The organism is Cypionkella sp., assembly GCF_036782355.1.
Classification (GTDB): Bacteria; Pseudomonadota; Alphaproteobacteria; order Rhodobacterales; family Rhodobacteraceae; genus Cypionkella.
In genome coordinates this window covers 1-26,621 of sequence record NZ_DAIPZF010000040.1, presented here as the reverse complement: position 1 = coordinate 26,621, position 26,621 = coordinate 1, and the positions used below count along the sequence as shown (strand labels likewise).

Sequence of the window (26,621 nt, the reverse complement as noted above, 5' to 3'; positions counted from 1 at the left end):
TAGACAAACATCTTGAAATTTTAAGTTAATTTTTGAAAATGTTGTGTATTTCTAGATCTTATTTTGACGCGGCGTCTTGGCCATAACGGCGGCTTAGATAGGCTGTTAACTCTTGATCTAAGTCGTCAGAGAGTTTGACAACTTTTCGGCTTTTCTTGCCACTTTCCACGACGATAAAACTGCCATCCGCGATGCGATCTTTTATGAATTGATACATGGTCATGTGGCTTTCGGTGCGGGTTTGCAGCATTTCAATATAGCTCCAAATGCCCACTTCTTCAGTGTCTTGCAGCGACCGCACCAAAAGCAAAAGTTCCCAGCGCGTTTGTGACCTGTAAAACTTCGAAAGCTTGTCTTTATGCGTAATCGATCTGACGGTATTTATCTCTTTGCCCAGCATAGCACCACCTTGATCTAAGCCTTATACTTAGTTGTAGGCTAATTGTAAGATAAATAAATACTAGTTTTTTAAATGTAATTTTTTGATGCAATTCGGGATGCTCATACCTGTTGTTAATTGGAAACTCGGCATTTCTAAATAATTTTCCTATAATTTTCGTTTAATTCTTAAGGTTGAGTTGGGAGTTTTCTCAAATAAAAGCCCTGCCGCGCCCTCGCCTCGGTCTTAATTTTAATGCTTGTTTGGCCAGCGCGGGGCAGTCTGTGGCAATCTGTTCTGCCCCATGTCATGCCGACCAGCTCATGCCTTCGAGCCATGTCAGGCATTTTGTCCACAGAAGATTTTGCCAGAAAACGCTTTACAGGGTTTCGCTTTGCAGACACCATATCTAGTAAGGGTCACGCCTTGCTTCGCTGCAATTTGCGAGGCGACCTGCCTTTAGTGGTTATCCCCATGACAAGGCCACCATAGTGAGGTCGAGCATGTCGCTTTCCGATGACTACCTGTTCAGTGATGACATCCACCCGATCGACATCGTCGAGAATTTGGCAGCCCAGCATGCTTGGGAGTTTGACCGCGTCACCGATGATCAGATCGCAATGGCGGTTGAAGGCCAGTGGCGCACCTATTCGCTGACGCTGGCTTGGTCGGAGCAAGACGAGACGCTGCGGCTGATTTGCACCTTTGAAATGGAGCCGCCGCTAGAGAAAATGGCGGCGCTTTACGAGGTGCTGAACCGTTGCAATGACATGGTCTGGACCGGCGCCTTTACCTATTGGAGCGAGCAAAAGCTGATGGTTTGGCGCTATGGTTTATGTCTTGCGGGCGGGCAGATCGCGGGGTCCGAGCAGATTGATCGCCTGATCGCTGCTGCCGTCACCGCCGCCGAGCGGTTCTATCCGGCGTTCCAACTGGTGGCTTGGGCGGATAAATCGCCCGCAGATGCGATGCGCGTGGCTATTGCAGAGGCCTACGGGCGCGCCTAACCTGCCCTGAAAAGGGAGTTTGCGATGACACTTGATATGGTGGCCCGCGATGGGCTGGTTTTGCTTGGCTGTGGCAAAATGGGGACAGCGCTGCTGACGGGATGGCTGGCGGCTGGTGTGCCTGCGCAAAGCGTTTGGGTGATCGAGCCGCATCCCTCGGACTGGTTGCAAGCAAGCGGCGTGCATTTGAACAAAGGCGTGCCCGCAGCGCCTGCGGTGGCGCTTTTGGCGGTAAAGCCGCAGATGATGGGGGCGGCGCTGCCGGCTTTGCAGGCCTTGGGCAATGGCAAGACGCTGTTTGTCTCGATTGCCGCGGGCACCTCGATTGCGACGTTTGCCGAAGCCTTGGGCGCGCAAACGCCGATCGTGCGCACCATGCCGAATACGCCTGCGATGGTGGGGCGCGGCATTACTGGCATTTGCGCCAATGAATTTGCCGGGGCCGCGGGCTTGGCGCTGACGCGCAGCTTGATGCAGGCGGTGGGACAGGTGGTCGAGCTGGAAGGCGAGCATCAGATTGATGCGGTGACTGGCGTGTCAGGCTCGGGGCCTGCCTATGTGTTTCATCTGATCGAAGCGATGGCGACAGCGGGGCAGGCGCAGGGGCTTTCGGCCGATGTCGCGATGCAATTGGCGCGGGCCACAGTCTGTGGCGCGGGGGAATTGGCCTATCAGTCGGCCGAAGCTGCCAGCCAGTTGCGGATCAATGTCACCTCGCCCGGCGGCACCACGGCTGCGGCGCTGGCGGTGCTGATGGATGCAGAGACCGGCTTTGGCCCGCTGCTGACCCGCGCGGTTGCCGCCGCCACCGAACGCGGCCGCGAGCTGGGCAAATGATCAGCTACGCCGATTTTGAAAAGGTCGATATTCGTGTGGGCCGGATCACGCGGGCCGAGCCTTTTCCGCAAGCCCGCAAGCCCGCCTTTCGGCTTTGGGTCGATTTTGGGCCCGAGATTGGCGAGAAAAGATCCTCGGCCCAGATCACCAAACACTATACGATCGAGGCGCTGATCGGGCGGCAGGTTTTGGCGGTGGTGAACTTTCCGCCGCGCCAGATTGGGCCGGTGATGTCAGAAGTGCTGGTGCTTGGGGTGCCAGATGAAGATGGAGAGGTGGTGCTGCTTGCCCCCTCGCAACAAGTGCCCTTGGGCGGAAGGATGTTTTGATGCGTTTGTTGATCACACGGCCGCTGCCGGACCAAGTCATGCAGGCCGCTGCCGCTCGTTTTGAGGTGACCGCGCGCGCCAGCACGCAGCCTTTGTCGGATGCCGAGCTGCGCGCGGCGCTGACCGATTACGATGTGGTGCTGCCAACCTTGGGCGATCTGTTCTCGGCGCAGGTCTTTGCCGATGTCACGCCGCGCGCCAAGCTTTTGGCGAATTTTGGTGTGGGCTATAATCATATCGATGTCGCGGCTGCCCGCGCGGCGGGCATTGCTGTGACCAATACGCCCGGCGCCGTCACCGAAGCCACCGCAGATGTGGCGCTGACGCTGATGCTGATGACCGCGCGGCGGGCAGGCGAGGGCGAGCGCTTGGTGCGGGCGGGCCAATGGCAGGGCTGGCATCCGACGCAGTTTCTGGGCGCGATGGTCAGCGGCAAGACCGTGGGCATCATCGGCATGGGGCGGATCGGCAAGGCGATTGCGCGGCGCTGCCACTATGGCTTTGGCATGGAGGTGATTTATCACAACCGCTCGCAAACCGAGGCTGGGCTGCCCGCGCGGCAACTGCCGCTGGAGCAGGTTTTGCAGGCCGATTTCGTGGTGATCGCGGTGCCGGGTGGGCCTGCAACGCGGCATTTGATCAATGCCGAAACGCTGGCGCAGATGCAGCCGCATGCGATCTTGATCAATATTGCGCGCGGCGATGTGATAGAAGAGGCGGCGCTGGTGGCGCATCTGGCTGCGGGCAAAATCGCAGGCGCGGGGCTGGATGTATATGAGCGCGAGCCGCAAATCTCGCCCGCGTTGATGCAGATGCAAAACGTCACGCTGCTGCCGCATCTGGGCACGGCGGTCGAGAAAGTGCGGGTTGATATGGGGATGATGGCGCTGGAAAACCTGATCGCGCATCTGGAGGGCGGCACGCTGCCCAATGCCGTCTAGGCGCGGCTTGGGGCGATGATCATCTCGCGCGGGCGGCGCTTTATCTTTGTGCATATCCCGAAAACTGGCGGCACCGCGCTGACGCTGGCGCTGGAAAAGCGGGCGATGAAAGAGGATATTCTGATCGGCGACACCCCCAAAGCGCAGGCCCGCAAGGCGCGGCTGCGGGGGGTGGCCTCGGCCGGGCGGCTGTGGAAACACGCGACCCTCGCCGATATCGAGGGGCTGGTGACGGCGGCCGAGATCGAGGCGTTCTTTACCCTGACTTTGGTGCGCAACCCTTGGGACCGCATGGTCAGCTACTATCATTGGTTGCAGGCACAAAGCTTTGCGCATCCGGCAGTGGCTTTGGCCAAGGCCTTGGATTTCAGCGGGTTTTTGCGCCATGAGACAACGCAGACCGCACTGCGGCTTTGGCCCTACGGCGCCTATATGCGCGATGGCGCGGGGAGAGAGCGCGCCAGTCTTTACGCGCGGCTTGAGCATCTGGAGGCGGATCTTGCGCCCTTTGAGGCGCATCTGGGCTTTCGGCTGACGCCTTTGGCGCGGGAAAACGCCTCGGATCGGGCGCGTGATTGGCGGGGGTACTATAGGGACGCCGATGCGGATCTGATTGCGGGGTTATGTGCGGCCGATATTGCGCGCTTTGGCTACTTGTTTGAACCTTAGGCGCGCCCGCCACGACTGGAGTGGTTTTGTGGCGGGGCGCTTGGGGGCGGCGGTGGTTTTTGGATATTTATGCCAAGATGAAAGGATCAGGCGGCTTTGTCTTTGGCAAAGCGGCTGTAGAAGCTTTCGCCTGAGGCGGCCATGTCGCGCAGCAGTTTTGGCGGGGTGAAGCGGGGGCCGAAGCTGTTGGTGAGGCCATCGCAGATCTCGACCGCGCGGGCGGCGCCGAGGATGTCGAGCCAGCTGAACGGGCCGCCGGACCAAGGTGCGAAGCCCCAGCCGAGGATCGCGCCGACGTCGCCTTCGCGGATGTCGGTGAGAACGCCGTCTTCCAGTGCGCGCACGGCTTCGAGCACCTGGGCCATCAGCAGGCGGTGCTGCACGGTGGCAAGATCTGGGTCGGGCCGATGCGGGAACTGGGCCGCAAGACCCTGCCAGAGGCCTTCGCGTTTGCCGGACGCGTCATAGGCGTAAAAGCCTGCGTTGGATTTTTTGCCCAGACGGCCTTGATCCGCCATCCAGAACAGAACCGCGTCGACGGCGCTGTCGGGGTAGGCCTCGCCCATCGCGGCGCGGGTGGCTTTGGCGATTTTGACGCCAAGATCAATCGAGGTTTCATCGACCAATTGCAGCGGGCCAAGCGGCATGCCGACCAATTTGGCGGCGTTTTCGATCAGCGCGGGTTCGACGCCTTCGGCCAGCATCCGCATGCCTTCGTTCAGATAGGGGATGATGCAGCGGTTGGCGTAGAAAAAGCGCGCGTCATTGACCACGATTGGGGTTTTGCGGATGGCGCGGACGAAATCCAGCGCTTTGGCCACGGCGCGGTCGCCAGTTTGGGCGCCCTTGATGATCTCGACCAAATTCATTTTGTCGACGGGGCTGAAGAAATGGATGCCGATGAATTGATCAGGGCGCTGGCTGGCCTTGGCCAGCATCGAGATCGGCAGGGTGGAGGTGTTGGAGGCATAGATGCAGTCGGGGCCAACGGCGGCTTCGACGCGGGCGGTGACCTCGGCTTTGATCTTGGGGTCTTCAAACACCGCTTCGATGATCAGATCGCAGCCGGCAAGGGCTGCGTAATCGGTGGTGGCGGTGATGCGGGCCAGCACCTCGGCCTTTTTCTCGGGCGTGACTTTGCGCCTTGCGATGCCTTTGTCGAGCAGGGTTTCCGAATGCGCACGGCCACGGTCGGCGGCGGTTTGATCGGCGTCGATCAGCACCACCGAAATGCCCGCATTGGCCGCAACATAGGCGATGCCAGCCCCCATCATGCCTGCGCCGATCACCCCCAGTTTTTGCACCGTTTGATCGGTGACAGCGGGGCGGTTCGCGCCTTTTTCCAGCGCTTCTTTGTTGATGAAGAGGCTGCGGATCATCGCCGAAGACGAGGGGTTCATCAGCACAGAGGTGAACTGGCGCGCCTCGATCTTAAGCGCGGTGTCAAAGGGCACCAGCGCGCCTTCGTAGACGGCGGCAAGCAGGGCGCGGGCGGCGGGATAGACGCCCATGGTTTTGCCCAGCACCATCGCCGAGGCACCCACAAAGGTCATAAAGCCTGCGGGGTGATAGGGCGCGCCGCCGGGCATTTTATAGCCCTTGGCGTCCCATGGTTTCACCAGATCGGCGTCGGTGGCGGCCAGAACCCAGGCCTTGGCGCGGGTAAGCAGGTCTTCGGGGGCCACGACTTCGTCGATCAGGCCAGCGGCGCGGGCGGCTTTTGGATCAGAGAGCTTGCCTTCCAGCAGATAGGGCGCGGCCATCATCGCGCCCAATTTGCGCGCAAGCCGGGTGGTGCCGCCTGCGCCCGGAAAGATGCCGACCATGATTTCGGGCAGGCCGATTTTGGCGCGGGGGTTATCGGCGGCGATGATGCGGTGGCAGGCCAGTGGCAATTCGAGCCCGATGCCAAGCGCTGTGCCCGGCAGGGCCGCGACAATCGGCTTGCCGCCCTTAAGGGTCTTTGGGTCCATCCCCGCGCGTTCAATCTTGCGCAGCACGCCGTGCATCCCCATCACGCCGTCGAAAATCGCCTTGGCCCCGCCTGCGCGCATCTCGGCGATGACGTTCAGATCCATGCCGCCGGCGAAATCCTTTTTGCCCGAGGTGATGATGATGCCGCGGGCCTCTGGGTCGGCCAAGGCGCGATCAACCATCTGCGACAGCTGCAAAAAGCTGGCGGTCGACATCACATTCATCGACTTGGACACAACATCCCAAGATAGGGTGACAACGCCGTCGGCGTCCATGGCATAGGTGAAATCGGTCATTGCGCGGTTCCTTTAACGAAGGGCATCAAGCAGGTTGGGGCGGGGTTTGCGCCGCCCAAGGCCTGCCATCGGCATGAAGATAGTGACGCAAAGCGCCGTCTTTTTGGGTGATAAGATCATGGTCGGGATAGTGGATGACATCGCGGTCAAGCCGCGTGCCAAGTGTCAGGTAAAGCGCCTCGGTCTGCCCGCGATTTTCCAGCCGGTGGCCAATTGGGCTGCCTGCGGGCCAACACAGCACCGCACCCGGGGCAAGCACAGTCTCTTGGTCTTCGATCAGGCTGGGGGTGCCTGCAAGCAGCAGCAGCATTTCATCCTCGGCCTCGTGCCAATGCCGAAAGCTTGAACCCGAGCCCGCGGGCAGGCGTTCCAGATGCGCGCCAAATTGCGACAGGCCGCCCGCGTCGCCCAAGACGCAATGCAGATAGGGGCCAAGGCCGCCGCCAAGGATCGGGTGGCTATAGGCGTCTTCCAACACCCAAGCGCGGCCTTGGGCGCGATGGATCTGCGGCAAGCGACTGCCATCATAGGCAAAGCCCCAGGCCGGTGGCAGATTGCACAGCTCGGGTGGGTTATCGCCTGCGCGCAGCAGCAGGCCTTGGCTGTCAAACAGCTGCCACCGACTTGCGCCGGTTTGCAGCCGATTGCCGCTGTCGGGATAGTGGCAGGTGTCAAAGCCCGCGCGCGCGCCCGCGATCAGATAGCGCAGCGGCGTGTCAAAGCGGTTGGTGACATGATGGCCGTTGGGCTCGCCCTGTCGCCAAGTGATTGCATCGCCTTGGGTCAGATCGGTCAGGCCGTTGTCGTCATGTAAAGTGGCGGTGCCGTCCAATACGAATAAAAATTCATCTTCTGCCTCGTGCCAATGCCGGTTGGACGACCAAGCCCCCTTGGCCAAGGTTTCGACGTAGGCGCCAAACTGGCGCAGGCCCCCCGCCACCGAAAGATGCTGGGTTTCCAGCCCATCGGCGCGGCTGACGGGCGCAAGATCGGGGTGAACGATCATCTGGGCCCCGCATAGCAGCTGCCGTCTTTATAGCTGAAATCGGCACGGCCCTCGGCCATCGTCACCACCAGATCGACGTCGCTATAGGTGACGACCTCGCGCGGGGCTTTGCTGCCGATGACCAGAAAGCTGGCAGGGGAGGTGCTGCGGTTGAGAAAGTGATGCCCATCGGGCGTATTGGCGGCAAAAGCGGCGCAATCGCCGGTGCGCATCAGCGTCTCACCACCATCTTCTACCAGCACGCATGCGCCGGCGGTGATCATCACAAACTCGTCCTCGACCAGATGCCAGTGGCGCAGCGACGACAAAGCCCCCGGTTGCAGCGTCACCAGATTGACGCCAAATTGCGTCAACCCGCCCGCTTCGCCCAAGCGCAGGCTTGCGCGGCCCGCCATCAGATCCGCATAGGGAACGGGGTAGATTGATCCGGTTTTTAGCGGCACTTTTGTCAGGTCAAGCTTGGGCATGGGGCACCTTTTACACAGCAGGCAGGGGGCAGATCTGGCCAATATGAATTAAGAGTCAGCATCTGCCGCGTCGTTTGGAACGTAAGGAGCTGGCCGCGCTCGATCATGCGCCATCCTTTGACTCTGTCGGGCTTTGGCCTGCAAGCGGCGTCTGGCCTAGCGTCCATTTGATATGATCTTCAGAGCTTTCTATAAAGTTGATGCGCCAGCCGTCTTTGGTTTGATGCAGATGGAAATGCGTCTCAAACGGCGCGATCAAGCGTCGCGCCTTGGCCATGATATGGGTCAGACATCGAAGCTGCATCTCGCCTGTTTGGCTGAGATCAAAACCCAAGATCTGTCGGTAGATATCGGTGACGCCATTGGCGCTGATCACCGAAACATAAGCGTCAAAATCCTGTTGCAAGGCGTCTTCGCTTTGCAACAGGTAACTTTGCCCCGAAGGTGTGCTGATCTTAAGCGGTAAGTCCATCAGGCTGCGATAGGCGGCAAAATCGCCAGCGATCAGGGCCGCGGTCAGCGCGTCTGCGATCTGATCGAAGGCCCTGATCGGCATGGCTAAAGCCGCTCGATGATGGTGGCCGCGCCCATGCCGCTGGCGATGCAGAGGGTGGCAAGGCCAAGGGTCTTGTCGCTGCGCTCCAGCTCATCCAACAGGGTGCCAATGATAATCGCCCCTGTCGCCCCCAAAGGGTGGCCCATGGCGATCGCACCGCCGTTGACGTTGACAAGCGCAGGGTCGACGTCAAAGGCCTGCTGAAACCGCAGCACCACGGCGGCAAAAGCCTCGTTTACCTCGAAAAGGTCGATGTCCTTGATGCTTAGGCCGCTGTCACGCAGGATCTTTTCTGTCGCAGGCACGGGTCCTGTCAGCATGATGGTGGGGTCCGAGCCGATTTTCGCGGTGGCGCGGATGCGGGCGCGGGGCTTAAGGCCGTGGGCGCGGCCAAATTCAGCATTGCCAATCAGCAAAGCCGCAGCGCCGTCAACGATGCCCGAGGAATTTCCCGCGTGGTGAATATGGTTGATCCGCTCGAGATGCGGGTATTTCATCAGCGCCACCTTATCAAAACCGGGCATGCTTTCGCCAATGTCTTTGAAGGCGGGCTTGAGCGCGCCAAGCGTCTGCATATCGGTCTTGGGGCGCATATATTCGTCATGGGCCAAGATCGGCAGGCCGTTTTGATCGCTGATTTCAATGATGGATTTGGCAAAGCGGTTGTCGGCCCAAGCCGCTGCCGCACGGGCTTGCGATTGCACCGCCAAAGCGTCGGCTTGGTCGCGGGTAAAGCCGTATTGGGTGGCGATGATATCGGCCGAGATGCCTTGCGGCACGAAATAGGTCTTCATCGCCAGCGTTGGGTCGACCGCAATCGCCGCCCCATCCGAGCCCATGGCGACACGGCCCATCATCTCGACCCCGCCGGCGATATAGGCGCGGCCGGCGCCGCCCTTGATCTGATTGGCCGCCAGATTGACCGCCTCCATCCCCGAGGCGCAAAAGCGGTTGATCGCAAGGCCTGGGATCGATTCATCTAGATCAGACAGCAAGACCGCCGAGCGGGCAAGACAGCCGCCCTGTTCGCCCACCTGGGTGACATTGCCCCAGATCACATCTTCGACGGCATGGCCTTCCAGCCCGTTGCGGTCTTTCAGCGCGTTCAGGATCTTGGCCGAAAGCGCCACCGAGGTGAGTTCATGCAAAGAGCCGTCTGCACGGCCTTTGCCGCGCGGCGAGCGGACGGCGTCGTAGATATAGGCATCGGTCATGACGGGCTCCTATGCGCGATCGGAAGGATTGCCGGGCATCAGATCATAGGGATGCTTCCAGCCGGGGGTGGCGGCGATTCGGTCAAGCCAAGCTGCGATGGCAGGCCAGTCGGCGCGGTTAAAGCCAAAGGGTTCGGGATAGTAAAGATAGCCCGCGCAGGACAGATCGGCGATGGTCATCGCCTCGCCCGCGACCCAAGTGCGCTGGGTCAGGTGATCGTTCAGCACCGCGTAGGCGGCTTTCAGGCGGCCTTGCTGAAAGGTGATCACCGCTTCGGGGCGTTTGTCGGCGGGCAGGAAGTTCATCAAAAACCGAGTGTTGCCGATCATGGTCGAGAATTTGTGGTTGTCCCAAAACAGCCAGCGCAGCACCTCGCGGCGCTCGGCTGCGGATTTGCCGCCAAGCTTGCCGGTTTTGGAGGAGATGTAATCGAGGATCACGCCGGATTGCGTCAGTGTGGTCTCGCCATCCAGCAGCACCGGCACCTCGCCCATTTCATTGATCGCCCGGAATTCCGGCGTGCGCGCGCCGCCGTTGAAGAAATCGACATAGATCGGTTCCCAGTCCATATCGGCGAAGGTCAGGGCAAGGGCGCATTTGTAAGCATTGCCGGATTCGCCAAAGCAGTAGAGTTTTGCGGTCATGAACGGTGGTCCTTTGAGACTGCGGTCGGAGCGAGGGTTTCACACCCTCGCGCTCCCGTGGGATATTTTTAGACAGATGAAACGGTTATTTACGGCTTTCGAGTTCGGCATTGAACAGGCGCAGGCGGTGGGTGAGATTGTCGTGATGGATGACGCTGCTGTAGTTTTCAAACAGAAAGGACAGTGCTTCGCCCTCGTCCAGACCGGCCTCGCGCGCGAAGGTTTTCAGGCGGCGGTAGCCGTCTTCGGTCATGGCGACCGGAAAGCGACGGGTGAGGCGAAAGCGTTTTGGCATGGCGGTCCTCTCTGAATTTAGGGCAGCTTAGAACGCCGCTTCGGGCAAAGCCATCACTGGATCGGCGCCGCTTTCGATGCGGGCGAGATGCAGCGCAGTCGCGGGAAGCTGACGCGTCATATAATAGCGCGCGGTGATCAGCTTGGCATTGTGGAAATCGGGGTCTGTGGTGGCCGCAAGCGCGGCTTTGGCGATTTTGGCCCACATCAGGCCCAAGCAGGTATGGCCCATCATCAGCATGAAATCATAGGATCCTGCCAGCGCGGCATTGGGATTTTTTGCCGCTTGGGACATGAAGAACATTGCGGCGGCCTGCACGTCTTTGGAGGCTTTTTTCAGCGGTTCAAGATAGGGCGACATCTGCGGGTCATCGGCGTTTTGCTTGAGGAAGGTTTTGATCAGATCAAAGAAGGCCATGACATGCTTGCCGCCGTCTTGCGCTAATTTGCGGCCAACCAGATCCAGCGCTTGCACGCCGTTTGCGCCTTCGTAGATTTGGGCGATGCGGGCGTCGCGGACAAATTGCGACATCGGGTTATCCTCGATATAGCCGTGGCCGCCCCAGATTTGCTGGGCCTGCACCGCCGTCTCGAAGCCGCGGTCGGTGAGAAAGCCTTTCAGCACCGGGATCAGCAGTGACACCAGGCCTTCGGCATCGGCGTCCTTGTTGCGCACCGAGGCGTCGATCATCTGAGCGGACCAGAAGGTGAAAGCGCGCGCGCCTTCGACAAAGGATTTCTGATCCATCAGGCTGCGGCGAATATCGGGGTGAACGATCAGCGCATCGGCTGGGCCTGTGGGGTTTTGCACCCCTGTCACGGCGCGCCCTTGCAGGCGGTCGCGGGCATAGGCTGCGGCATTTTGATAGGCGGCTTCGGCCACGGCATAGCCTTGCAGGCCGACGCCAAGGCGGGCTTCGTTCATCATGGTGAACATCGCGCGCATGCCTTTGTGCAGATCGCCCAGCAGGTAGCCGGTGGCGCCGTCATAGTTCATCACGCAGGTGGCATTGCCGTGGATGCCCATTTTGTCTTCGATCTTACCGACCGAGACGGCGTTGCGCGCGCCCAAGCCGCCATCGGCACCGACCAGCAGCTTTGGTACGATAAACAGCGAAATCCCCTTGGTGCCTTCGCCGCCACCCGGGGCTTTGGCCAGCACAAGGTGGATGATGTTTTCGGCCAGATCGTGATCGCCGGCCGAGATAAAGATCTTGGTGCCGGTGATCTTATAGCTGCCGTCGTCTTGCGGTTCGGCGCGGGTGCGCATCAGGCCAAGATCGGTGCCGCAATGCGGTTCGGTCAGGTTCATCGTGCCTGTCCAATCGCAAGAGATCAGCTTGGGCAGATAGGTTTGCTTTTGTGCCTCTGTGCCGTGGGTGTGGATCGCCGAATAGGCGCCATGGGTCAGGCCTTGGTACATGTTAAAGGCCATATTGGCCGAAACGAAAATCTCGCCCACCGCGGTGCCCATCAGATAGGGCAGGCCTTGGCCGCCATAGGCAGGGTCGCAGTCAAGCGCTGTCCAGCCGCCGTCTTTCATCGCGGCAAAGGCGGCTTTAAAGCCTTTGGGCGTGCGCACGACACCGTTTTCCAGCGCGCAACCCTCGCGGTCGCCGCTGGCGTTCAGCGGGGCGAGCAGATCGCTGGCAACCTTGCCCGCCTCTTCCAAAACGGCGGCGGTGAAGGCTTCGTCCAGATCCGCGTAGCCTGCGATTTCGCTGGCGCTGACGTTCAGCACCTGATGCAGCAGGAATTGCATGTCTTTGACGGGGGCTGTGTAGCTGGGCATGGGCTGTCCTATTCTGCGGTTGTGCGGAAGGCGGCAAGAGTGGCTGCGACGCCGCGCATTTCGGTTTCAAGGTCATGGATGGCAAGGCTGAGTTCGGCGGCCTGCGCCTTCATCTGGGCGATACGGTCTTGCGCCAGTTGATAGGTGCGTTGCAGTTGCCCCTGATTGCTGCCGTTGTGATCATACATATCCAGCAATTGCCGGATGTCTTCGAGGCTGAAGCCAAAGCGTTTGCCGCGCAAAATCAGCTGCAAGCGGGCGCGGTCTTTGCGGGTATAAAGGCGTTTAGAGCCCTGCCGGATTGGGGTCAGCAGCTCTTTTGCTTCGTAAAACCGCAGGGTGCGCGGGGTGACATTATGGGTGTCGCACATTTGCCTGATGGTCAAAGTATCGGTCATGCCAGCATCCTTCAGCAGGCCCACTCTGGAGCCGTTAGGATACTATATGTGTCAGGTTGACGTTAACGTAAATGTAACGTCGCGTCATTCTGGCAGATGACGTCGGGTCGGGCGGAAAACCGCCCTAGGTCTGCGGCGGTAGCTTGGCCAGATCTGCCACGGCGGTGTCGCGCAGGGCGCGCAGATCGGCAATGGCGGCGGAAAGCGCCTCTTGTTGCTGGCTTAGGGCCTGCAACTGACGGTCGGCCATGGCGACCCATTCTTGCAGCTGCGGCTGGGTGCCCTTTTGCTGATAGATCATCAGCCATTGCCGGATCTCTTCCAGACTAAATCCAAAGCGGCGGCCGCGCAGGATCAGGGTCATGCGGGCAACCTCGCGCGGGGTATAAAAGCGCGCGCGGCCATCTTTTTCGGGAGCAAGCAGCTCGATATATTCGTAATAGCGCAGGGTGCGCGGGGTGACGTCGAAACGCGCGCACATCTCTTTAAAGCTTAGGCGGCTGTCGGTCATGCTGGGTTCCTTTGGGCGCAGACTAGGCTGGCGCTTGGGCAGGCGCAAGATTTCCCTGTCGGGGTCTTGCGCTTTGGCGGCTGCAAGGGATTATGGCGGCATGGAAAACAGGTTGAAATTCGCGCGTCAGTTCACAGCGGCCTTGCCCCATGCGGCGGCTTTGGCGATGGAGCTTACGGAATTGGGGGCGGGCACGGCGACGATGGTGATGCCATGGGATGCGCGGCTGGTCGGCGATCCGGCCACGGGGGTGCTGCATGGTGGCGCTGTCTCGGCGCTGATGGACACTGCCAGCGGCACCGCGGTGATGAGCCATCCGGCGGCACCGATTTCGACCGCGACTTTGGATTTGCGGATTGATTACATGCGGCCCGCGACCCCGGGGCAAAGCATTGTGGCCAAAGCAGAATGTCATCACGTTACCCAGACCGTGGCTTTCGTGCGGGTGACGGCCTATGACGACGATCAAAGCCGACCTGTGGCGATGGCCGCAGGCGCCTTTGCCATTCAGCGCAGCAGCGGGGCTGGGATATGAGCGCGCAGGAAGAGCAGATCTTGGCGGCTTTGGTGCGTGATGTGCCCTATATTCAGTTTCTGGGCATCGAATTTTGTTTGCAAGAGGCGGGGGTTTTGGCCAGCTTGCCGTTTCAGCCGATGCTGATTGGTAACCCCTCGGTGCCCGCCCTGCATGGCGGGGTGACGGCGGCGTTTTTAGAGGTGACGGCGCTGATCAGCCTGACCTATGCCAGCCTGTTGCCCGAAATCGCGGCAGGGCGCATTGATCTCAAGGACGCGGCACCCGTCTTGCCGAAAACCATCAACTTTGGCGTCGATTATCTGCGCAGCGGTCAGGCCAAGCCCGCCTTTGCGCGCGCAAGCGTGAACCGGATTGGGCGGCGCTATGCCAGCGTGCAGGTCGAGGCCTGGCAAGAGGATGCGACGCGGCCCTTTGCGCTGGGCTCGGGGCGGTTTTTGATGGCGGGGGCTGCGGCATGACAGCGATCACCCATGCGCGGGTGTTGCGGATTGCGCTGCCGATTGTGATTTCCAACGCGACGATACCGCTGCTGGGTGCGGTCGATACGGCGGTGATTGGTCAGATCGGGCAGGCCGCCCCCTTGGCCGCCGTCGGCCTTGGCGCGATGATCTTGGCGACGTTTTACTGGATCTTTGGCTTTTTGCGGATGTCGACTTCGGGGCTTGCTGCCCAAGCGATGGGGGCGGGCGACAGGGTCGAGCGCGACGCGGTCTTGCTGCGTGCTTTGATGATCGGGGCGGCGGCAGGGCTGATCCTGGTGGGCTTGCAAGGCGCGCTGTTTGGCGCAGCGCTTTGGGTCGCCCCTGCCAGCGCCGAGGTCGAGGCCGCAGCGCGGCTCTACTTGAGCATTCGGATTTGGGGCGCGCCTGCGACAGTGATGCTTTATGCGGTTACAGGCTGGCTGATTGCGGCCGAGCGCACTCGGGCGGTGTTGCTGTTGCAACTGGTGCAAAACGGGCTGAACGTTGGGCTGGATATGCTGTTTGTGCTGAAGCTGGGCTGGGGCATCGCCGGGGTGGCGCAGGCAACTTTGATCGCGGAATATTCGGGGCTTTTGCTGGGGCTGTGGCTGTTGCGCGCGGTGTTTGGGCCGCAGCTTGGCGCGGCGCTGGCACGGCTGCGCGACCCGATGGCGCTGCGCAAGATGTTTGGCGCCAGCCGCGACATCATGCTGCGCTCGGTTCTGCTGCAACTGTCGTTCACCAGTTTCATCTTTTTGGCGGCGGGCTTTGGCGATGTGACCTTGGCGGCCAATCATGTGCTGATGCAGTTTCTAGAGATCACCGCCTATGGCTTGGATGGCTTTGCCTTTGCCGCCGAAACGCTGGTGGGCCAAGCGGTGGGCGCGCGGGCGGTGGGGCAATTGCGCCGAGCGACGGCGGTTTCGATGCAGTTGGGGCTGGCGGGGGCTGCGGTCTTGGCGCTGATCTTTGCGCTGGCCGGAGCGCCAATTATCGCGCTGATGACCACGGCCCCGGATGTGCGGGCCGAGGCCGCGATTTATCTGCCCTGGCTTGCGATTGCGCCTTTGGTCGGGGTGGGGTCTTGGATTTATGACGGCGTCTATATTGGCGCGCTGCGCACCCAAGCCATGCTGCGGGCGATGGCGGTTTCGGTGGCCTGCTATGTCGCGGCCTTGCTGGTTTTGGTGCCCTTGGCGGGCAATCACGGGCTTTGGGGCGCGCTGATGGTGCTGAACCTGATGCGGCTGGTGACACTGCGGCGCGGTTTTCCGGCCTTGGCGCAGGCTTTGGGATGACCTGAGCGGGGGGGCCTGCGCGCGGGGCATCGAGCCCCCCGCGCAGGCTTTGGCGCGCGGCCTTAGCGGCGCATATAGCGGAAACCGGCGGAGGCGGCCCAGCCGGCAAAGGCGGCGAGCAGCAATGAAATCACACCATAAAGCAAGGGTTGCTCATGCGCGAGATTGAACAGATCTCGCTCCATCCCCGCCTTGCGCACGCCGATATAGCGGTCTTGGCGGTCGATGACCTGACCACCGCGCAGAATAAACAGCCGCACTTTGTAATTGCCATCGCTGAGGTTGGCGGGCAGTTCGACATCGGCGCGAAACAGGGTTTCTTGCAGCAACTGCACCCGCCCGATAGCGATGTGATAGCGGTCTTCATTCATGCGGATGCGTTTGAGCGCTTCGACGAAATCGGGGGAATCGGCGGCCTCGGCGGTGATGCCAATGGCGCGGATCACTTGCGGCAGGCTGATGCGATAGCGCAGATCATCGGTATGCGACAGAATCTCGGTAAAGGGGCCAGTGGTGGCGACCGCGTAAAAGCTGGGGGCCGAGCTGATGGTGACGGCGGATTGGTTGATCCAGATGCCCGCGACCTTTTCCTTGCGCCGCAGCACCAAGGGTTGCGCTGGCCCTTCGACGGTGACGATCACCTCGAGCCTTGGGCCTTCGGGAGGGGGCGCGGTGCGTTTCACGGCACCATAGATCAAGATATTTGACCCGTCGTAATTGGCTGTAATCTCGACCCGATTTTGGCTGAGGCCGGTGACGATCTGTTCCTCGGCGCCGGTCAGCTGTGGCAGGCTGGCAAGGGCCAGAGCGAGAGGCAGCGTCAGAGCCCAAAGCCGCCTCATGGCAGCACCAAAGGCGTAATCGAGAACAGCTCGGCCGGTTGCAGCAGCAGATCCAATGCGATCTTGAAGCAGACCGAGATCACCAAAAGCGCGAGCAGAATGCGCAGCTGTTCGGCTTGCAGCCGTGTCGAGACCAAAGCCCCGATCTGCGCGCCGATCACGCCGCCGACGATCAGCAGCAGAGCCAGCACCATATCGACGGTCTGGCTGTTGACCGCATGCATCAGGGTGGTGAAGCCGGTGGTAAAAATAATCTGAAACAGCGAGGTGCCAACGACAACGCGGGTGGGCACGCCCAGCAGATAAATCATTGCAGGCACAAGGATAAAGCCGCCGCCAACCCCCATACAGGCTGATAGCAGACCCACCAACGCTCCAATCAGCAGGGGAGGGATGATCGAGACATAAAGGCCCGAGACACGAAACTTCATCTTGAATGGCAAGCGGTGCGCCCAAGTGTGGACATGCGAGCGTCGCACCGGCATCGCCACGCCCTGCTTGCGGTTGCGCAGAATGCTGCGCAGGCTTTCGACAAACATCAGCCCGCCGATCAGCCCCAGAAACAGCACATAAGACAGCTGCACAAACAGGTCAATCTGGCCAAGTGCCGTCATCCAAGCAAAGACCTGCACGCCGATGAACGAGCCGATCAACCCGCCGATCAACAGCACCATGCCCATGCGAAAATCGACGCCGCGACGCTTCATCTGCACCAACATGCCCGAGATCGACGAGGCAACGACTTGATTGGCCCCCGTGGCCACAGCAACCCCTGCGGGCACACCAATGAACAGCAAAAGTGGCGTGATCAGAAAGCCGCCGCCAACGCCAAACATGCCGGATAAAAAGCCGACGATTCCGCCCAAGCCCAACAGAAGAAAGGCGTTGATCGAAACCTCGGCGATGGGGAGGTAAATCTGCATGGCCGCGGGCCTAGTGAAAGTGTGGCTTTCCCTAGGGATGCGGGGTTTTTCGCAGCTTGTCAAACCCTTGCATGATCTAAATCGCCTGACGCAGGAAATGCCGCAGAACCTGTTCCAGTTTCGCCGCACCTATGGGGGCCATAGCTTTGGTGTGTTCGTGGCTGATCTGTTCGTCAGACATGCCGGCGGCCATATTGGTGATGGTGGAAATGGCGGCAACCCGCAGACCCAGAAACCGTGCCAAGATTACCTCGGGCACCGTGGACATGCCGACAGCATCGCCACCCAGAATTTTGATGGCGCGAATTTCAGCGGGGGTTTCAAACGAGGGGCCCGAGTACCAAGCATAAACGCCTTCGGGCAGCGCCACCCCCACCGCCGCTGCGCTGGCGCGCAGGGCTGCGCGCAGATCTGCATCATGCGCCGTGGTCATCGGCACAAAGCGGGCGTCGGTTTTCTCGCCGATCAGCGGATTAAGGCCGGAGAAATTGATGTGATCGCTGAGCAGCATCAGATCACCCGGGCGCATATCAGGGCAGAGCGAGCCTGCGGCATTGGTGGCGATAAGTTGGCTGGCCCCCAGCGCCTTGAGCAGGCCAAGCGGCAGGCGCATCGCGGCGGCGTTGCCGTTCTCGTAGTAATGCTCGCGCGCGCCAAAGACCGCGACGCGGCGGCCTTCCAGCGTGCCGATCACCAGATTTGGGTTATGGCCCGAGACCCCGACATGGGGAAAGCCCGGCAGATCGGCATAGGGGATCGCCACACCCTCGACCGCGTCTGCCAGATGGCCAAGGCCGGAGCCGAGGATCAGGCCAAGCTCGATCGGGGCGGATCCTGCGCGGGCGTGCACAAGCTGGGTGAGGGCGACGATTTGGTCTGACATCGAGTGGTCCTTGAGTGGTGGGGACGGGGGTTTCACACCCCCGCGGCCCTTTGGGCCTGCCCCCGTGGGATATTTGCGCCAAGATGAAAGCAGCGGGCGTTAGCGTTCTTTGACATAGGGTTCGCCGCCTGCGCGTGGCGGGATGGATTTGCCGATGAAGCCTGCCACGGCGATGACGGTGAGGATATAGGGCAGGGCATCGAGGAAGGAGCCGGAGATTTTCACATGGGTGACGGCTTCGACCACATCGGGGCGCAGGGCGAGGGCTTGGAAAAAGCCAAACAGCATGGTGGCGCCCAAGGCGGGCAGGGCACGCCATTTGGCAAAGATCAGGGCGGCAAGGGCGATATAACCACGGCCTGCGGTCATCTCGCGGCCAAAGCCTGCTTGCAGGGCGGTGGCCATATAGGCACCGGCAAGGCCGCAGAGCACGCCGGTGATAAAGAGCGCGGCATAGCGCATGCGCACCACCGAGACGCCGGCAGTATCGAGGGCAGCGGGGTTTTCGCCCGCCGCGCGCAGGCGCAGGCCAAAGCGGGTGCGGTTGAGCAGCCACCACGACAGGGGCACGGCGGCGAAGGCTGCATAGACGAGGATGGAATGGCCCGAGATCACTTGGGCGTAAAGCGGGCCAAGCAAGGGCAGGTCTTTCAGCGCCTCGGCAAAGGGCAGATCAATCGGGTTAAAGCGGGCATCGCCAGCAAGGGCAGGGGTGCGCCCGCCTTGTTTGAACAGGGCTTGGGCGATCAGCACTGTCAGCCCCGAGGCCAGAAAGTTCAGCGCCACGCCGGAAATCAGCTGATTGCCTTTGAAGGTGATCGAGGCAAGCCCGTGCAGGGCGGAGAACAGCAGCGAGGCCACAATGCCAGCGCCAAGCCCGATCCAAGCAGAGCCTGTCATGAAGGCGACGGTGGCTGCGGCCATGGCTGCGGCCAGCATCTTGCCTTCCAGTCCGATGTCAAACACGCCAGAGCGTTCGGAAAACAGGCCCGCAAGGCAGGCCAGCAGCAAAGGCGTGCCAAGCCGGACCGTGGAGCCAAGGATCTGCATCAGGGTATCATAATCCATCAGGCTGTCCTTTTCTTGCCAAGGCTGAAGGCCCATGCCAGCAACATCCGCACCATTTGATCCAAGGCTCCGGTAAACAGGATCACCAGACCCTGCACCACCAGCCGCATTTCCAGCGGGATCGTGGTGTGCAGGCCAAGCGCCGCGCCGCCTTGATAGAGAAAGCCGAACAGGATCGCCGCCAGAAACACCCCAATCGGGTGATTGCGCCCCATCAGCGCCACGGCGATGCCGATAAAGCCGGCACCCTCGGCCGAGTTTTGCAGCAATCTGCCCGAGGCCCCCATCACATTGTTGATCGCCATCAGCCCCGCGAGCCCGCCCGAGATCAGCATGGCGATCATGGTGATCTTGACCGGATTGATACCGGCATAGCGCGAGGCGGCTTCGGATTTGCCAAAGGCGCGGATCTGGTAGCCAAGCCTTGTGCGCCACAGCAGCGCCCAGACCGCAAAGCAGGCGGCAATGGCGATAAACAGTGTCACATTGGCGGGCACGTTGGAATACATCTGGATGCCCGCCTTGGTCAGCTTGGGCGTGCCGTCAGCGTTCCAGCGCGCGAACAGCTCGCGCAGCATGGGGATGTCAGAGAGGGCGGGCAAATGCGTGCCGGCTGGGAACTTTGCCGTAGCAGGGTCTTGTTGGCCCGGCGGGCGCAGCACATCGACCAGCATATAGATGATAAAGGCCGCGCCGATATAGTTGAACATGATCGTGGTGATCACGATATGGCTGCCGCGTTTGGCTTGCAGATAGGCCGGAATCGCCGCCCAAGCCGCGCCAAAGGCCGCCCCGCCAAGGCTGGCCGCCAAGAGGGCCAAGGTCCAATGCGGCCAAGGCAGTGCAAGGCAGACCAGCGCCACGCCAAGCCCCCCCAGCTGCGCCTGCCCCTCGCCGCCGATGTTGAACAGGCCCGCGTGAAAGGCCACTGTCACCGCAAGGCCGGTGAACATAAAGCTGGTGGCATAGTAAAGCGTATAGCCCCAGCCATTGGCCGAGCCAAAAGCCCCATCGACCATGATCGAGATCGCCTCGACCGGACTTTGCCCGATTGACAGCAGCACCAGCGCCGAGACAATCGCCGCCAGCACAAGGCTGATCAGCGGCACCAGAACGATATCGGCCCATTGTGGCAGCTTTGTCATGGCTTAGGCCTTCCCCGCGACACCGGCCATCATCAGGCCAAGCGCGCGCTCGTTGGTGGTTTCTGGATCGGCAAAGCCCATGATCTGGCCGTCAAACATCACCGCAATGCGGTCCGACAGGCTGAGGATTTCGTCCAGCTCGACCGAGACCAGCAGCACCGCTTTGCCCGCATCGCGCAGCGCCACGATCTGTTTGTGAATGAACTCAATCGCGCCGATATCGACGCCGCGGGTGGGTTGACCGATCAGCAACAGGTCGGGGTCTTGTTCGATTTCGCGCGCCACGACCAGCTTTTGCTGATTGCCGCCCGAAAAATGTTTGGCCGCAAGCGCAGGGATCGGTGGGCGCACATCAAAGGTGGCCATTTTCGCCGCCGTATCGGCGCGCAGGGCCTCGTTATCCATGAAAAGCCGGTTCTTTTGGTATTTCGCATCGTTGTGATAGCCAAAAGCGGTGTTTTCCCAAGCCGCGAAATCCATGATCAGGCCCAGATGCTGGCGGTCTTCGGGCACATGCGCGATGCCAGCCTCGCGCCGACTTTGGCCATTGGCCTGCGGGCCTGACAGCGGCAGCACTTGCCCCTTGAGCGTGATCACGCCCGTGGCCGCGCCAAAGCCGCCCAAGGCTTCCAGCAGTTCGGATTGACCATTGCCCGACACGCCTGCGATGCCAAGGATTTCGCCGGCACGAATGTCAAAGCTGATGCCTTTCAGCCGTTCCACCCCGTGTTCGTCGCGCATATGCAGATCTTGCACCGAAAGCACCACCTCGCCGGGGGTTGCGGGCTTTTTCTCGACCTCGAGCAGCACTTTGCGGCCCACCATCAGCTCGGCCAGCGACTCGGGCGTGCTTTCGGCGGTTTTCACTGTGTCGACCATCGTGCCGCGCCGCATCACCGAGACGTTGTCGGTGGTCTCCATGATCTCGCGCAGTTTGTGGGTGATCAGGATGATGGTTTTGCCCTGCGCTTTCAGCCCGCGCAGGATGCGAAACAGATGGTCAGCCTCATCCGGGGTCAGCACGCCGGTGGGTTCGTCCAAGATCAGGATATCGGCCTGACGATAAAGCGCCTTCAGGATTTCGACCCGCTGTTGATGGCCGACCGACAGATCTTGGATCAGCGCATCGGGATGCACATCCAGCTCGTATTCGCGCGACAAATCCATCAGCACTTTGCGCGCTTTGGTCAGGCTTGCGTTCAACAAGGGGCCGTCTTCGGCGCCCAGAATGACGTTTTCCAGCACGGTAAAGTTCTGCACCAGCTTGAAATGCTGAAACACCATGCCGATACCGGCGCGAATGGCGGCTTGGCTGTCAGGAATAATGGTGGGCTGGCCGTTGATAAAAATCTGGCCCGCGTCGGCTTTGTAAAAGCCGTAAAGGATCGACATCAGGGTGGATTTGCCCGCGCCGTTTTCGCCGATGATGCCGTGGATCGTGCCTTTGGCGACCGAGATATTGATATCGCGGTTGGCCTGCACAGTCCCAAAGGCCTTGGAGATGCCTTTCAGCTGAATAGCGGCTTGGGTCATCGGCTTTCTCCTGCGGCGGGGCCGCTAAAAAAACCGGCCGCGCAGATTGCTCTGCGCGGCCAGCTTTGGTTTGGTCAGATCAAAACTCTGCCGCAGGGCACATGTTGTCGGTGCGGTAGTCATGCACGACCAGCTCGCCCGATTTGATCTTGTCAGCGGCGGCGTCGACCGCGGCTTTCATCTCTGGGGTGACCAGTGCTGCGTTGTTGTCATCCATCGCATAGCCAACGCCATCTGCTTTCAGATCAAGCGTTTGCGTGGTGGTGTCCAGCGCATCGCCTGCCTTCATCGAGTTATAGACGGCCACATCAACGCGCTTGAGCATCGAGGTCAGCACTTTGCCGGGGAACAGGTAGTTCTGGTTGCTGTCAACGCCCACCGACAGGATGCCTTCGTCAGCCGCTGCTTGCAGAACGCCAACACCGGTGCCGCCAGCCGCCGCGAAAATCACATCAGAACCTTGGGCCTTTTGCGCCTTGGCCAGTTCCGCGCCCTTGACCGGATCGTTCCAAGCCGCAGGGGTGGTGCCGGTCATCGACGAGATGAAGGTGACATCAGGCTTCACAGCCTTGGCACCCTGCGCATAGCCACAAGCAAAGTTGCGGATCAGCGGAATGTCCATGCCGCCGATAAAGCTGACGGTGCCGGTTTTCGACGCCATCGCCGCCATCATGCCAACCAGATACGAACCTTCATGTTCGGAAAAGCCGATGGTCAGCACGTTTGGATGCGCAGCAGGGTCGACCCAGCCGTCGATGGTGACGAATTTGGTGTCAGGGAAATCAGCCGCCACAGCCGCGATTGGGTCAGACATGCCAAAGCCGGTGGTGACGATCGGGTTTGCACCCTCTTCGGCCAAAGACCGCAGCGCCTGCTCGCGCTGGGCTTCGTTCTGCATTTCCAGCTCTTTATAGGTGCCGCCGGTTTCTTTCGCCCATTTCTCGGCGCCGTTGAAAGCTGCCTCGTTAAAGGATTTGTCGAATTTGCCGCCAAGGTCATAAATGATTGCGGGCTCTGCACTTGCAAGGCCTGCGGTCAGTGCCAGCGTTGCCGCAGCACCCATCAGGTTTTTCATCAGGGTCATGGTCGTCTCCCGTTAGGTTTATCGGTGCCGCCCTCTGCAAGGCCGCCTTTTGGCAGCCATCGCGGGCAGTTCGTAGGCGATTTAGGACAGTGCTTTGCCAGAGGGTCAATAGGAATCTGGCGGCGGCGGGGCGCGCGCGCATCTGGTGCTGAAAATTAGATCACTTGGTCGGTAATTGGTATCGTTCCGGTCTTTAAAGGCGACAGGTCAGAACCAGAGCATCCAGCCGATCCCCCTCGGGTGTTTGGTAATAGGCGCGGCGTTTGCCTTGCAGTTCAAAGCCTTTGGCGGCGTAAAGCCGCTGCGCGGGCAGATTCGCGGCCGAGACCTCAAGAAAGGCTGATTCGGCCCCGCGCGCCATGGCTTCGGCCAGGAAAGCCGCGACCAGACGGCCACCGATGCCGCGGTTGCGGGCCTCTGGGGCGACGGCAAGGGTCAGCAGTTCGGCCTCGCCCGCGACGGCGCGGCCAAGCAAGAACCCCTGCGGCTCGCTCAGCACAAAGGCAAAAGCGCTGTCCAGCGTGGCGGTGATATCGGCGGCAGACCAAGGGCGCGGGGTGACAAAGCAGGCGGCATGAATCGCTGCCATCTCGGCGGCTGTCATAGCGCTGCGTCAAGAATGCGCGGCGGCGGGTCAGACGGCGGGGCTGCATCCGCGCCGCGCAGATAAAACGGCGCAGGGCGTGGCTGCGGGCTGGCGCTGCGGCTGGCGGCAATGCGGGCAATCGCCTCGACCAAGGGCATGACCTCGGGCAGACCTTCGCAGCCGGTGCCGGTTTGCGGGCCGGTGATTGGGTCGCTGGCAGGCTCAAGAGATGCGGGCAGCGGCCCCGCAGCGGTAAAGCTTTGCACATAGACATCGCCGCGCCGCGCGTCTTCGACCACGGTGATCGGCAGCGGATGGCCAAAGGCTGTGGCCTCAAGCCGTGTGACGCCAATCGCAGGGATGCCCAACCCCAGCGCAAGCCCGCGCGCGGTGGCAACCGAGATGCGAACCCCGGTAAAATTGCCCGGCCCCGTGCCCACGGCAATCGCTGTCAGATCAGACCATTGCAGCCCCTGTGACGCCAGCAGTTCGGTCAGCAAAGGCACCAAGCGTTCGGCTTGGCCCTTGTCCATCGGCTCGATTTGCAGCGTTATCTTGCCATCGCATAGCAAAGCGGCGGCGCATTGCGCCGCCGATGTGTCAAAGGCCAAAATCGTCTCAGGCCGCAACGGGACGCACCTCTAGCACCTCTGGGATATAGTGGCGCAGCAGGTTCTCGATGCCCATTTTCAGCGTCAGGGTAGACGAGGGGCAGCCGGCGCAAGCGCCCTTCATATGCAGATAGACCACGCCACGGTCAAAGCCGTGAAAGGTGATGTCGCCGCCATCTTGCGCCACGGCGGGGCGGACGCGGGTATCAAGCAACTCTTTGATTTGACGCACGATGTCTTCGTCAGGGCCATCATGGGCGGCATGGGCTGCTTGCGATTCGCCTTCCATCACGGCGGCGCCAGACTGGAAATGCTCCATAATCGCGCCCAGGATTGCGGGCTTGATATGCTGCCATTCGGCGGCTTCGGCCTTGGTCACGGTGATGAAATCGGCGCCAAAAAACACCCCCGCCACTTGCCCGGTTGCAAAGATGCGCTTGGCCAGCGGCGATTTTTCCGCAGCCTCAAGGCTGGGGAAATCGGCGGTGCCAAGGTCAAGCACGCTTTGCCCCGGCAGGAATTTCAGCGTGGCTGGGTTTGGTGTGGATTCGGTCTGGATGAACATGGTCTTTTTCTCCGACTATTCCAGTCGGGTATGCGCTTGCTGCGCCGGTAAGTCAAGTTTGGAGCTATTCTAAAACGCGGATCACGCCGCGTCGTAATAGCCATACATCAGATCAAGCGCCGAAGCGGCGGGCTTGGCCAGTGCAGGTTTTGCCGCAGGCGCAGGGGTGAAATAGGCCAAGACAGGCTCGGCAGCGGCGGGGACGGCGGGCATAGCTGTGACAGGTTTCATCGTGCAACTCCGGTTCGTCCTCCCTGACGCAGGTTTACCACGCCACCGCACCCCCGCGACAGCGAAATGCGTCCCTTGCCCAAGGCGCGGGGCGCATAGCCGCCTTGCAAAGCGCGGCCTTGGCGGCGTCAGGTGATGGCTTCCAACCGCTCTTTTGACATATCCCCCGGCACGATGGTCAGCGGCACCGGCAAGTTGCCAGAACTGCGGGTCATCTGCGTCACCAGCGGACCGGGGCCGGATTTATCGGTGCCAGCCCCCAGCACCAAGACCCCGACCGAGGGGTCGTCGTTCACTTGCGCCAAAATCTCGGTCACCGCATCGCCTTCGCGGATGATCAGCTCGGGGTTTATGCCCTGCTTGTCACGCATCCATTTGGCAAAAACCTCGAAATGCGCTTCGATCCGCTCGCGGGCTTCGGCGCGCATCAGATCGGCGATGCCGATCCAGTGCTGAAATTCCTCGGGCGAGATGATCGACAAGATCTGCACCCCAGCGCCGGTATTCGCGGCGCGCAGAGCAGCATAGCGCATCGCATTCAGGCATTCGCGGCTGTCATCAAGAACCACCAAAAACTTACGCATTTAACTCTCCCCTATCGGCGCGATCATGGCGCTAAGGCGTTGCGAAGGCAAGGGAGTGTTGGGCGGATGCAGGCGGGGTGTGGGGGTGTTTGTGGGGGGGGCTGTTCAGGCTGTCGCTGCACCAACGTTTGATTGGGGGGCATTTTTAAGGAAGGGTGGTTTTTCAACCGCTGAAAGTCCCATCGTCGATCCTCATGGTCAGGCTGCGCCATGACTGTAGCGCTGGAAAAAGTCAGCTTTCGCACCTTTTCCTCAACGGCTGTTTCCGCTTTTGTTGGTTCTAGTCGAACGGTGATACCATCACCGCCACTGAAGCTTGTTTGAGGAACCTTATTATATGATTGGCTACATCAGCGTTGGTGCAGACGACATGCCGCAGGCAGAACGCTTCTACTCGGCGTTTCTGCCGTCACTTGGCTACCGTCTCGAAGAGTATCATGGCGACCTGAGCTACATCCTGGCTGAAAAGCAGGGCGTGCCTTCTGGTCAACCAGATTTCTACGTCAAGTCCCCCTTCAATGGGCAATCGGCTTCATCTGGGAATGGCGTTATGGTTGCGTTTCAGGCGCAGTCGCAAAAACAAGTTCGTGACCTACACGCCGCCGGACTTGCGGCAGGCGGCTCTGACGAAGGCGGGCCCGGTTTTCGAGCTTCCTATGGGCCGCATTTCTATGTCGGTTACCTTCGTGATCCACAAGGAAACAAGGTCGCGCTGTTCTCAAGCAACCCGAGTGAACCTTGCCGCGACGGATAATGCCACGATAAGTGCTCGTGAGGACCGCAGCATCAAAAAGTGCGGACCCTTTCCCGCCTTTCGCGGCATAATAGATGAGCGGCTGCTTCAGGAAACTGCACCTGGTTCCAAAACTCTTGTTTTTGAAACAGGTGCAACCCTCACCGCCTTGACCCCAAACCGCTGCCGCCCTCCTAAGCCTGCGTTGCCGCCCATTGCAT

32 protein-coding genes are annotated in these 26,621 nt (G+C 60.7%); 9 read left to right on the top strand and 23 right to left on the bottom strand.

Annotation, left to right across the window (positions count from 1 at the left end):
* Positions 1 to 58: 58 nt before the first annotated feature.
* On the bottom strand, positions 59 to 400 hold the full coding sequence (locus tag V7Q10_RS13465) for a hypothetical protein (RefSeq protein WP_333869636.1): 342 nt from the start codon (positions 398 to 400) through the stop codon (positions 59 to 61).
* Between the two features lie 482 nt (positions 401 to 882).
* Here V7Q10_RS13465 and V7Q10_RS13460 point away from each other — a divergent pair, with 482 nt between their 5' ends.
* From V7Q10_RS13460 to V7Q10_RS13440, 5 genes are read left to right on the top strand one after another with little or no spacing between them, the layout of a single operon-like run.
* A complete protein-coding gene (locus tag V7Q10_RS13460; RefSeq protein WP_333869635.1) occupies positions 883 to 1,386 on the top strand; it encodes a YbjN domain-containing protein in 504 nt (167 codons plus the stop codon).
* Between the two features lie 24 nt (positions 1,387 to 1,410).
* On the top strand, positions 1,411 to 2,223 hold the full coding sequence (gene proC, locus V7Q10_RS13455) for a pyrroline-5-carboxylate reductase (RefSeq protein WP_333869633.1): 813 nt from the start codon (positions 1,411 to 1,413) through the stop codon (positions 2,221 to 2,223).
* Positions 2,220 to 2,552 (top strand): tRNA-binding protein, encoded by a 333-nt coding sequence (locus tag V7Q10_RS13450; protein ID WP_333869632.1) that lies wholly within the window; start codon positions 2,220 to 2,222, stop codon positions 2,550 to 2,552. The genes proC and V7Q10_RS13450 overlap by 4 nt, the downstream gene beginning before the upstream one ends.
* Complete coding sequence (locus V7Q10_RS13445; RefSeq protein WP_333869630.1) at positions 2,552 to 3,493, top strand: 2-hydroxyacid dehydrogenase; 942 nt, start codon at positions 2,552 to 2,554, stop codon at positions 3,491 to 3,493. The genes V7Q10_RS13450 and V7Q10_RS13445 overlap by 1 nt, the downstream gene beginning before the upstream one ends.
* 15 nt (positions 3,494 to 3,508) lie before the next feature.
* On the top strand, positions 3,509 to 4,162 hold the full coding sequence (locus tag V7Q10_RS13440) for a sulfotransferase family 2 domain-containing protein (protein ID WP_333869629.1): 654 nt from the start codon (positions 3,509 to 3,511) through the stop codon (positions 4,160 to 4,162).
* Between the two features lie 86 nt (positions 4,163 to 4,248).
* Here the strand turns inward: V7Q10_RS13440 and V7Q10_RS13435 are convergent, their stop codons facing one another.
* From V7Q10_RS13435 to V7Q10_RS13390, 10 genes are all read right to left on the bottom strand, one after another.
* On the bottom strand, positions 4,249 to 6,432 hold the full coding sequence (locus V7Q10_RS13435; protein WP_333869628.1) for a 3-hydroxyacyl-CoA dehydrogenase NAD-binding domain-containing protein: 2,184 nt from the start codon (positions 6,430 to 6,432) through the stop codon (positions 4,249 to 4,251).
* Positions 6,433 to 6,457: 25 nt separating this feature from the next.
* On the bottom strand, positions 6,458 to 7,438 hold the full coding sequence (locus tag V7Q10_RS13430) for a cupin domain-containing protein (protein ID WP_333869627.1): 981 nt from the start codon (positions 7,436 to 7,438) through the stop codon (positions 6,458 to 6,460).
* Positions 7,435 to 7,905, bottom strand: coding sequence for a cupin domain-containing protein (locus tag V7Q10_RS13425; RefSeq protein WP_333869626.1), 471 nt, complete (start codon positions 7,903 to 7,905; stop codon positions 7,435 to 7,437). The genes V7Q10_RS13430 and V7Q10_RS13425 overlap by 4 nt, the downstream gene beginning before the upstream one ends.
* A gap of 103 nt (positions 7,906 to 8,008) precedes the next feature.
* Complete coding sequence (locus V7Q10_RS13420; RefSeq protein WP_333869625.1) at positions 8,009 to 8,461, bottom strand: hypothetical protein; 453 nt, start codon at positions 8,459 to 8,461, stop codon at positions 8,009 to 8,011.
* Between the two features lie 2 nt (positions 8,462 to 8,463).
* Complete coding sequence (locus tag V7Q10_RS13415; RefSeq protein WP_333869624.1) at positions 8,464 to 9,675, bottom strand: acetyl-CoA C-acetyltransferase; 1,212 nt, start codon at positions 9,673 to 9,675, stop codon at positions 8,464 to 8,466.
* Positions 9,676 to 9,684: 9 nt separating this feature from the next.
* Positions 9,685 to 10,320, bottom strand: coding sequence for a glutathione S-transferase family protein (locus V7Q10_RS13410; RefSeq protein ID WP_333869623.1), 636 nt, complete (start codon positions 10,318 to 10,320; stop codon positions 9,685 to 9,687).
* Between the two features lie 85 nt (positions 10,321 to 10,405).
* Entirely contained in the window at positions 10,406 to 10,615 is a 210-nt protein-coding gene (locus tag V7Q10_RS13405; protein WP_333869622.1) for a hypothetical protein, read from the bottom strand.
* A gap of 27 nt (positions 10,616 to 10,642) precedes the next feature.
* Positions 10,643 to 12,406, bottom strand: a complete 1,764-nt coding sequence (locus V7Q10_RS13400) for an acyl-CoA dehydrogenase C-terminal domain-containing protein (protein ID WP_333869621.1) — start codon at positions 12,404 to 12,406, stop codon at positions 10,643 to 10,645.
* Between the two features lie 8 nt (positions 12,407 to 12,414).
* Positions 12,415 to 12,804 (bottom strand): MerR family transcriptional regulator, encoded by a 390-nt coding sequence (locus tag V7Q10_RS13395; RefSeq protein WP_333869620.1) that lies wholly within the window; start codon positions 12,802 to 12,804, stop codon positions 12,415 to 12,417.
* Positions 12,805 to 12,928: 124 nt separating this feature from the next.
* Positions 12,929 to 13,315, bottom strand: a complete 387-nt coding sequence (locus tag V7Q10_RS13390) for a MerR family transcriptional regulator (protein ID WP_333869619.1) — start codon at positions 13,313 to 13,315, stop codon at positions 12,929 to 12,931.
* Positions 13,316 to 13,415: 100 nt separating this feature from the next.
* On the opposite strand from V7Q10_RS13390, the gene V7Q10_RS13385 reads away from it, so the two are divergent.
* The 3 genes from V7Q10_RS13385 to V7Q10_RS13375 are packed head-to-tail and all read left to right on the top strand — an operon-like array spanning position 13,416 to position 15,612.
* Entirely contained in the window at positions 13,416 to 13,850 is a 435-nt protein-coding gene (locus V7Q10_RS13385) for a PaaI family thioesterase (protein ID WP_333869618.1), read from the top strand.
* A complete protein-coding gene (locus V7Q10_RS13380) occupies positions 13,847 to 14,311 on the top strand; it encodes a PaaI family thioesterase (protein ID WP_333869617.1) in 465 nt (154 codons plus the stop codon). Before V7Q10_RS13385 ends, V7Q10_RS13380 begins: the two co-directional genes overlap by 4 nt.
* Positions 14,308 to 15,612, top strand: coding sequence for an MATE family efflux transporter (locus V7Q10_RS13375; protein WP_333869616.1), 1,305 nt, complete (start codon positions 14,308 to 14,310; stop codon positions 15,610 to 15,612). Before V7Q10_RS13380 ends, V7Q10_RS13375 begins: the two co-directional genes overlap by 4 nt.
* A 62-nt stretch (positions 15,613 to 15,674) precedes the next feature.
* On the opposite strand, the gene V7Q10_RS13370 is transcribed toward V7Q10_RS13375, so the two are convergent.
* From V7Q10_RS13370 to V7Q10_RS13315, 12 genes are all read right to left on the bottom strand, one after another.
* The gene (locus tag V7Q10_RS13370) at positions 15,675 to 16,454 is read right to left on the bottom strand and encodes a TIGR02186 family protein (RefSeq protein ID WP_333869615.1); all 780 of its coding nucleotides are present in this window, start codon (positions 16,452 to 16,454) and stop codon (positions 15,675 to 15,677) included.
* Positions 16,451 to 17,377, bottom strand: a complete 927-nt coding sequence (locus tag V7Q10_RS13365; RefSeq protein WP_333869614.1) for a sulfite exporter TauE/SafE family protein — start codon at positions 17,375 to 17,377, stop codon at positions 16,451 to 16,453. Before V7Q10_RS13365 ends, V7Q10_RS13370 begins: the two co-directional genes overlap by 4 nt.
* A 76-nt stretch (positions 17,378 to 17,453) precedes the next feature.
* Positions 17,454 to 18,260 (bottom strand): purine-nucleoside phosphorylase, encoded by an 807-nt coding sequence (locus V7Q10_RS13360; RefSeq protein WP_333869613.1) that lies wholly within the window; start codon positions 18,258 to 18,260, stop codon positions 17,454 to 17,456.
* Positions 18,261 to 18,359: 99 nt separating this feature from the next.
* The gene (locus tag V7Q10_RS13355; RefSeq protein ID WP_333869612.1) at positions 18,360 to 19,328 is read right to left on the bottom strand and encodes an ABC transporter permease; all 969 of its coding nucleotides are present in this window, start codon (positions 19,326 to 19,328) and stop codon (positions 18,360 to 18,362) included.
* The gene (locus V7Q10_RS13350) at positions 19,328 to 20,473 is read right to left on the bottom strand and encodes an ABC transporter permease (protein WP_333869611.1); all 1,146 of its coding nucleotides are present in this window, start codon (positions 20,471 to 20,473) and stop codon (positions 19,328 to 19,330) included. The genes V7Q10_RS13355 and V7Q10_RS13350 overlap by 1 nt, the downstream gene beginning before the upstream one ends.
* A gap of 3 nt (positions 20,474 to 20,476) precedes the next feature.
* On the bottom strand, positions 20,477 to 22,006 hold the full coding sequence (locus V7Q10_RS13345) for an ABC transporter ATP-binding protein (RefSeq protein WP_333869610.1): 1,530 nt from the start codon (positions 22,004 to 22,006) through the stop codon (positions 20,477 to 20,479).
* 79 nt (positions 22,007 to 22,085) lie between these two features.
* Positions 22,086 to 23,090, bottom strand: coding sequence for a BMP family lipoprotein (locus V7Q10_RS13340; RefSeq protein WP_333869609.1), 1,005 nt, complete (start codon positions 23,088 to 23,090; stop codon positions 22,086 to 22,088).
* Positions 23,091 to 23,283: 193 nt separating this feature from the next.
* On the bottom strand, positions 23,284 to 23,694 hold the full coding sequence (locus tag V7Q10_RS13335) for a GNAT family N-acetyltransferase (RefSeq protein WP_333869608.1): 411 nt from the start codon (positions 23,692 to 23,694) through the stop codon (positions 23,284 to 23,286).
* Positions 23,691 to 24,305 carry a tRNA (adenosine(37)-N6)-threonylcarbamoyltransferase complex dimerization subunit type 1 TsaB gene (gene tsaB / locus V7Q10_RS13330; protein ID WP_333869606.1) on the bottom strand — a complete coding sequence of 205 codons (615 nt, stop codon included), beginning with the start codon at positions 24,303 to 24,305 and terminating at the stop codon, positions 23,691 to 23,693. The genes V7Q10_RS13335 and tsaB overlap by 4 nt, the downstream gene beginning before the upstream one ends.
* A complete protein-coding gene (locus V7Q10_RS13325; protein ID WP_333869604.1) occupies positions 24,295 to 24,852 on the bottom strand; it encodes a NifU family protein in 558 nt (185 codons plus the stop codon). The genes tsaB and V7Q10_RS13325 overlap by 11 nt, the downstream gene beginning before the upstream one ends.
* Positions 24,853 to 24,933: 81 nt before the next feature.
* Complete coding sequence (locus tag V7Q10_RS13320; RefSeq protein ID WP_333869603.1) at positions 24,934 to 25,083, bottom strand: hypothetical protein; 150 nt, start codon at positions 25,081 to 25,083, stop codon at positions 24,934 to 24,936.
* Between the two features lie 128 nt (positions 25,084 to 25,211).
* On the bottom strand, positions 25,212 to 25,667 hold the full coding sequence (locus tag V7Q10_RS13315) for a universal stress protein (RefSeq protein ID WP_333869602.1): 456 nt from the start codon (positions 25,665 to 25,667) through the stop codon (positions 25,212 to 25,214).
* Positions 25,668 to 26,004: 337 nt separating this feature from the next.
* Between V7Q10_RS13315 and V7Q10_RS13310 the strand changes: the two genes are divergently transcribed.
* On the top strand, positions 26,005 to 26,421 hold the full coding sequence (locus tag V7Q10_RS13310) for a VOC family protein (RefSeq protein ID WP_333869600.1): 417 nt from the start codon (positions 26,005 to 26,007) through the stop codon (positions 26,419 to 26,421).
* Positions 26,422 to 26,621: the final 200 nt, after the last annotated feature.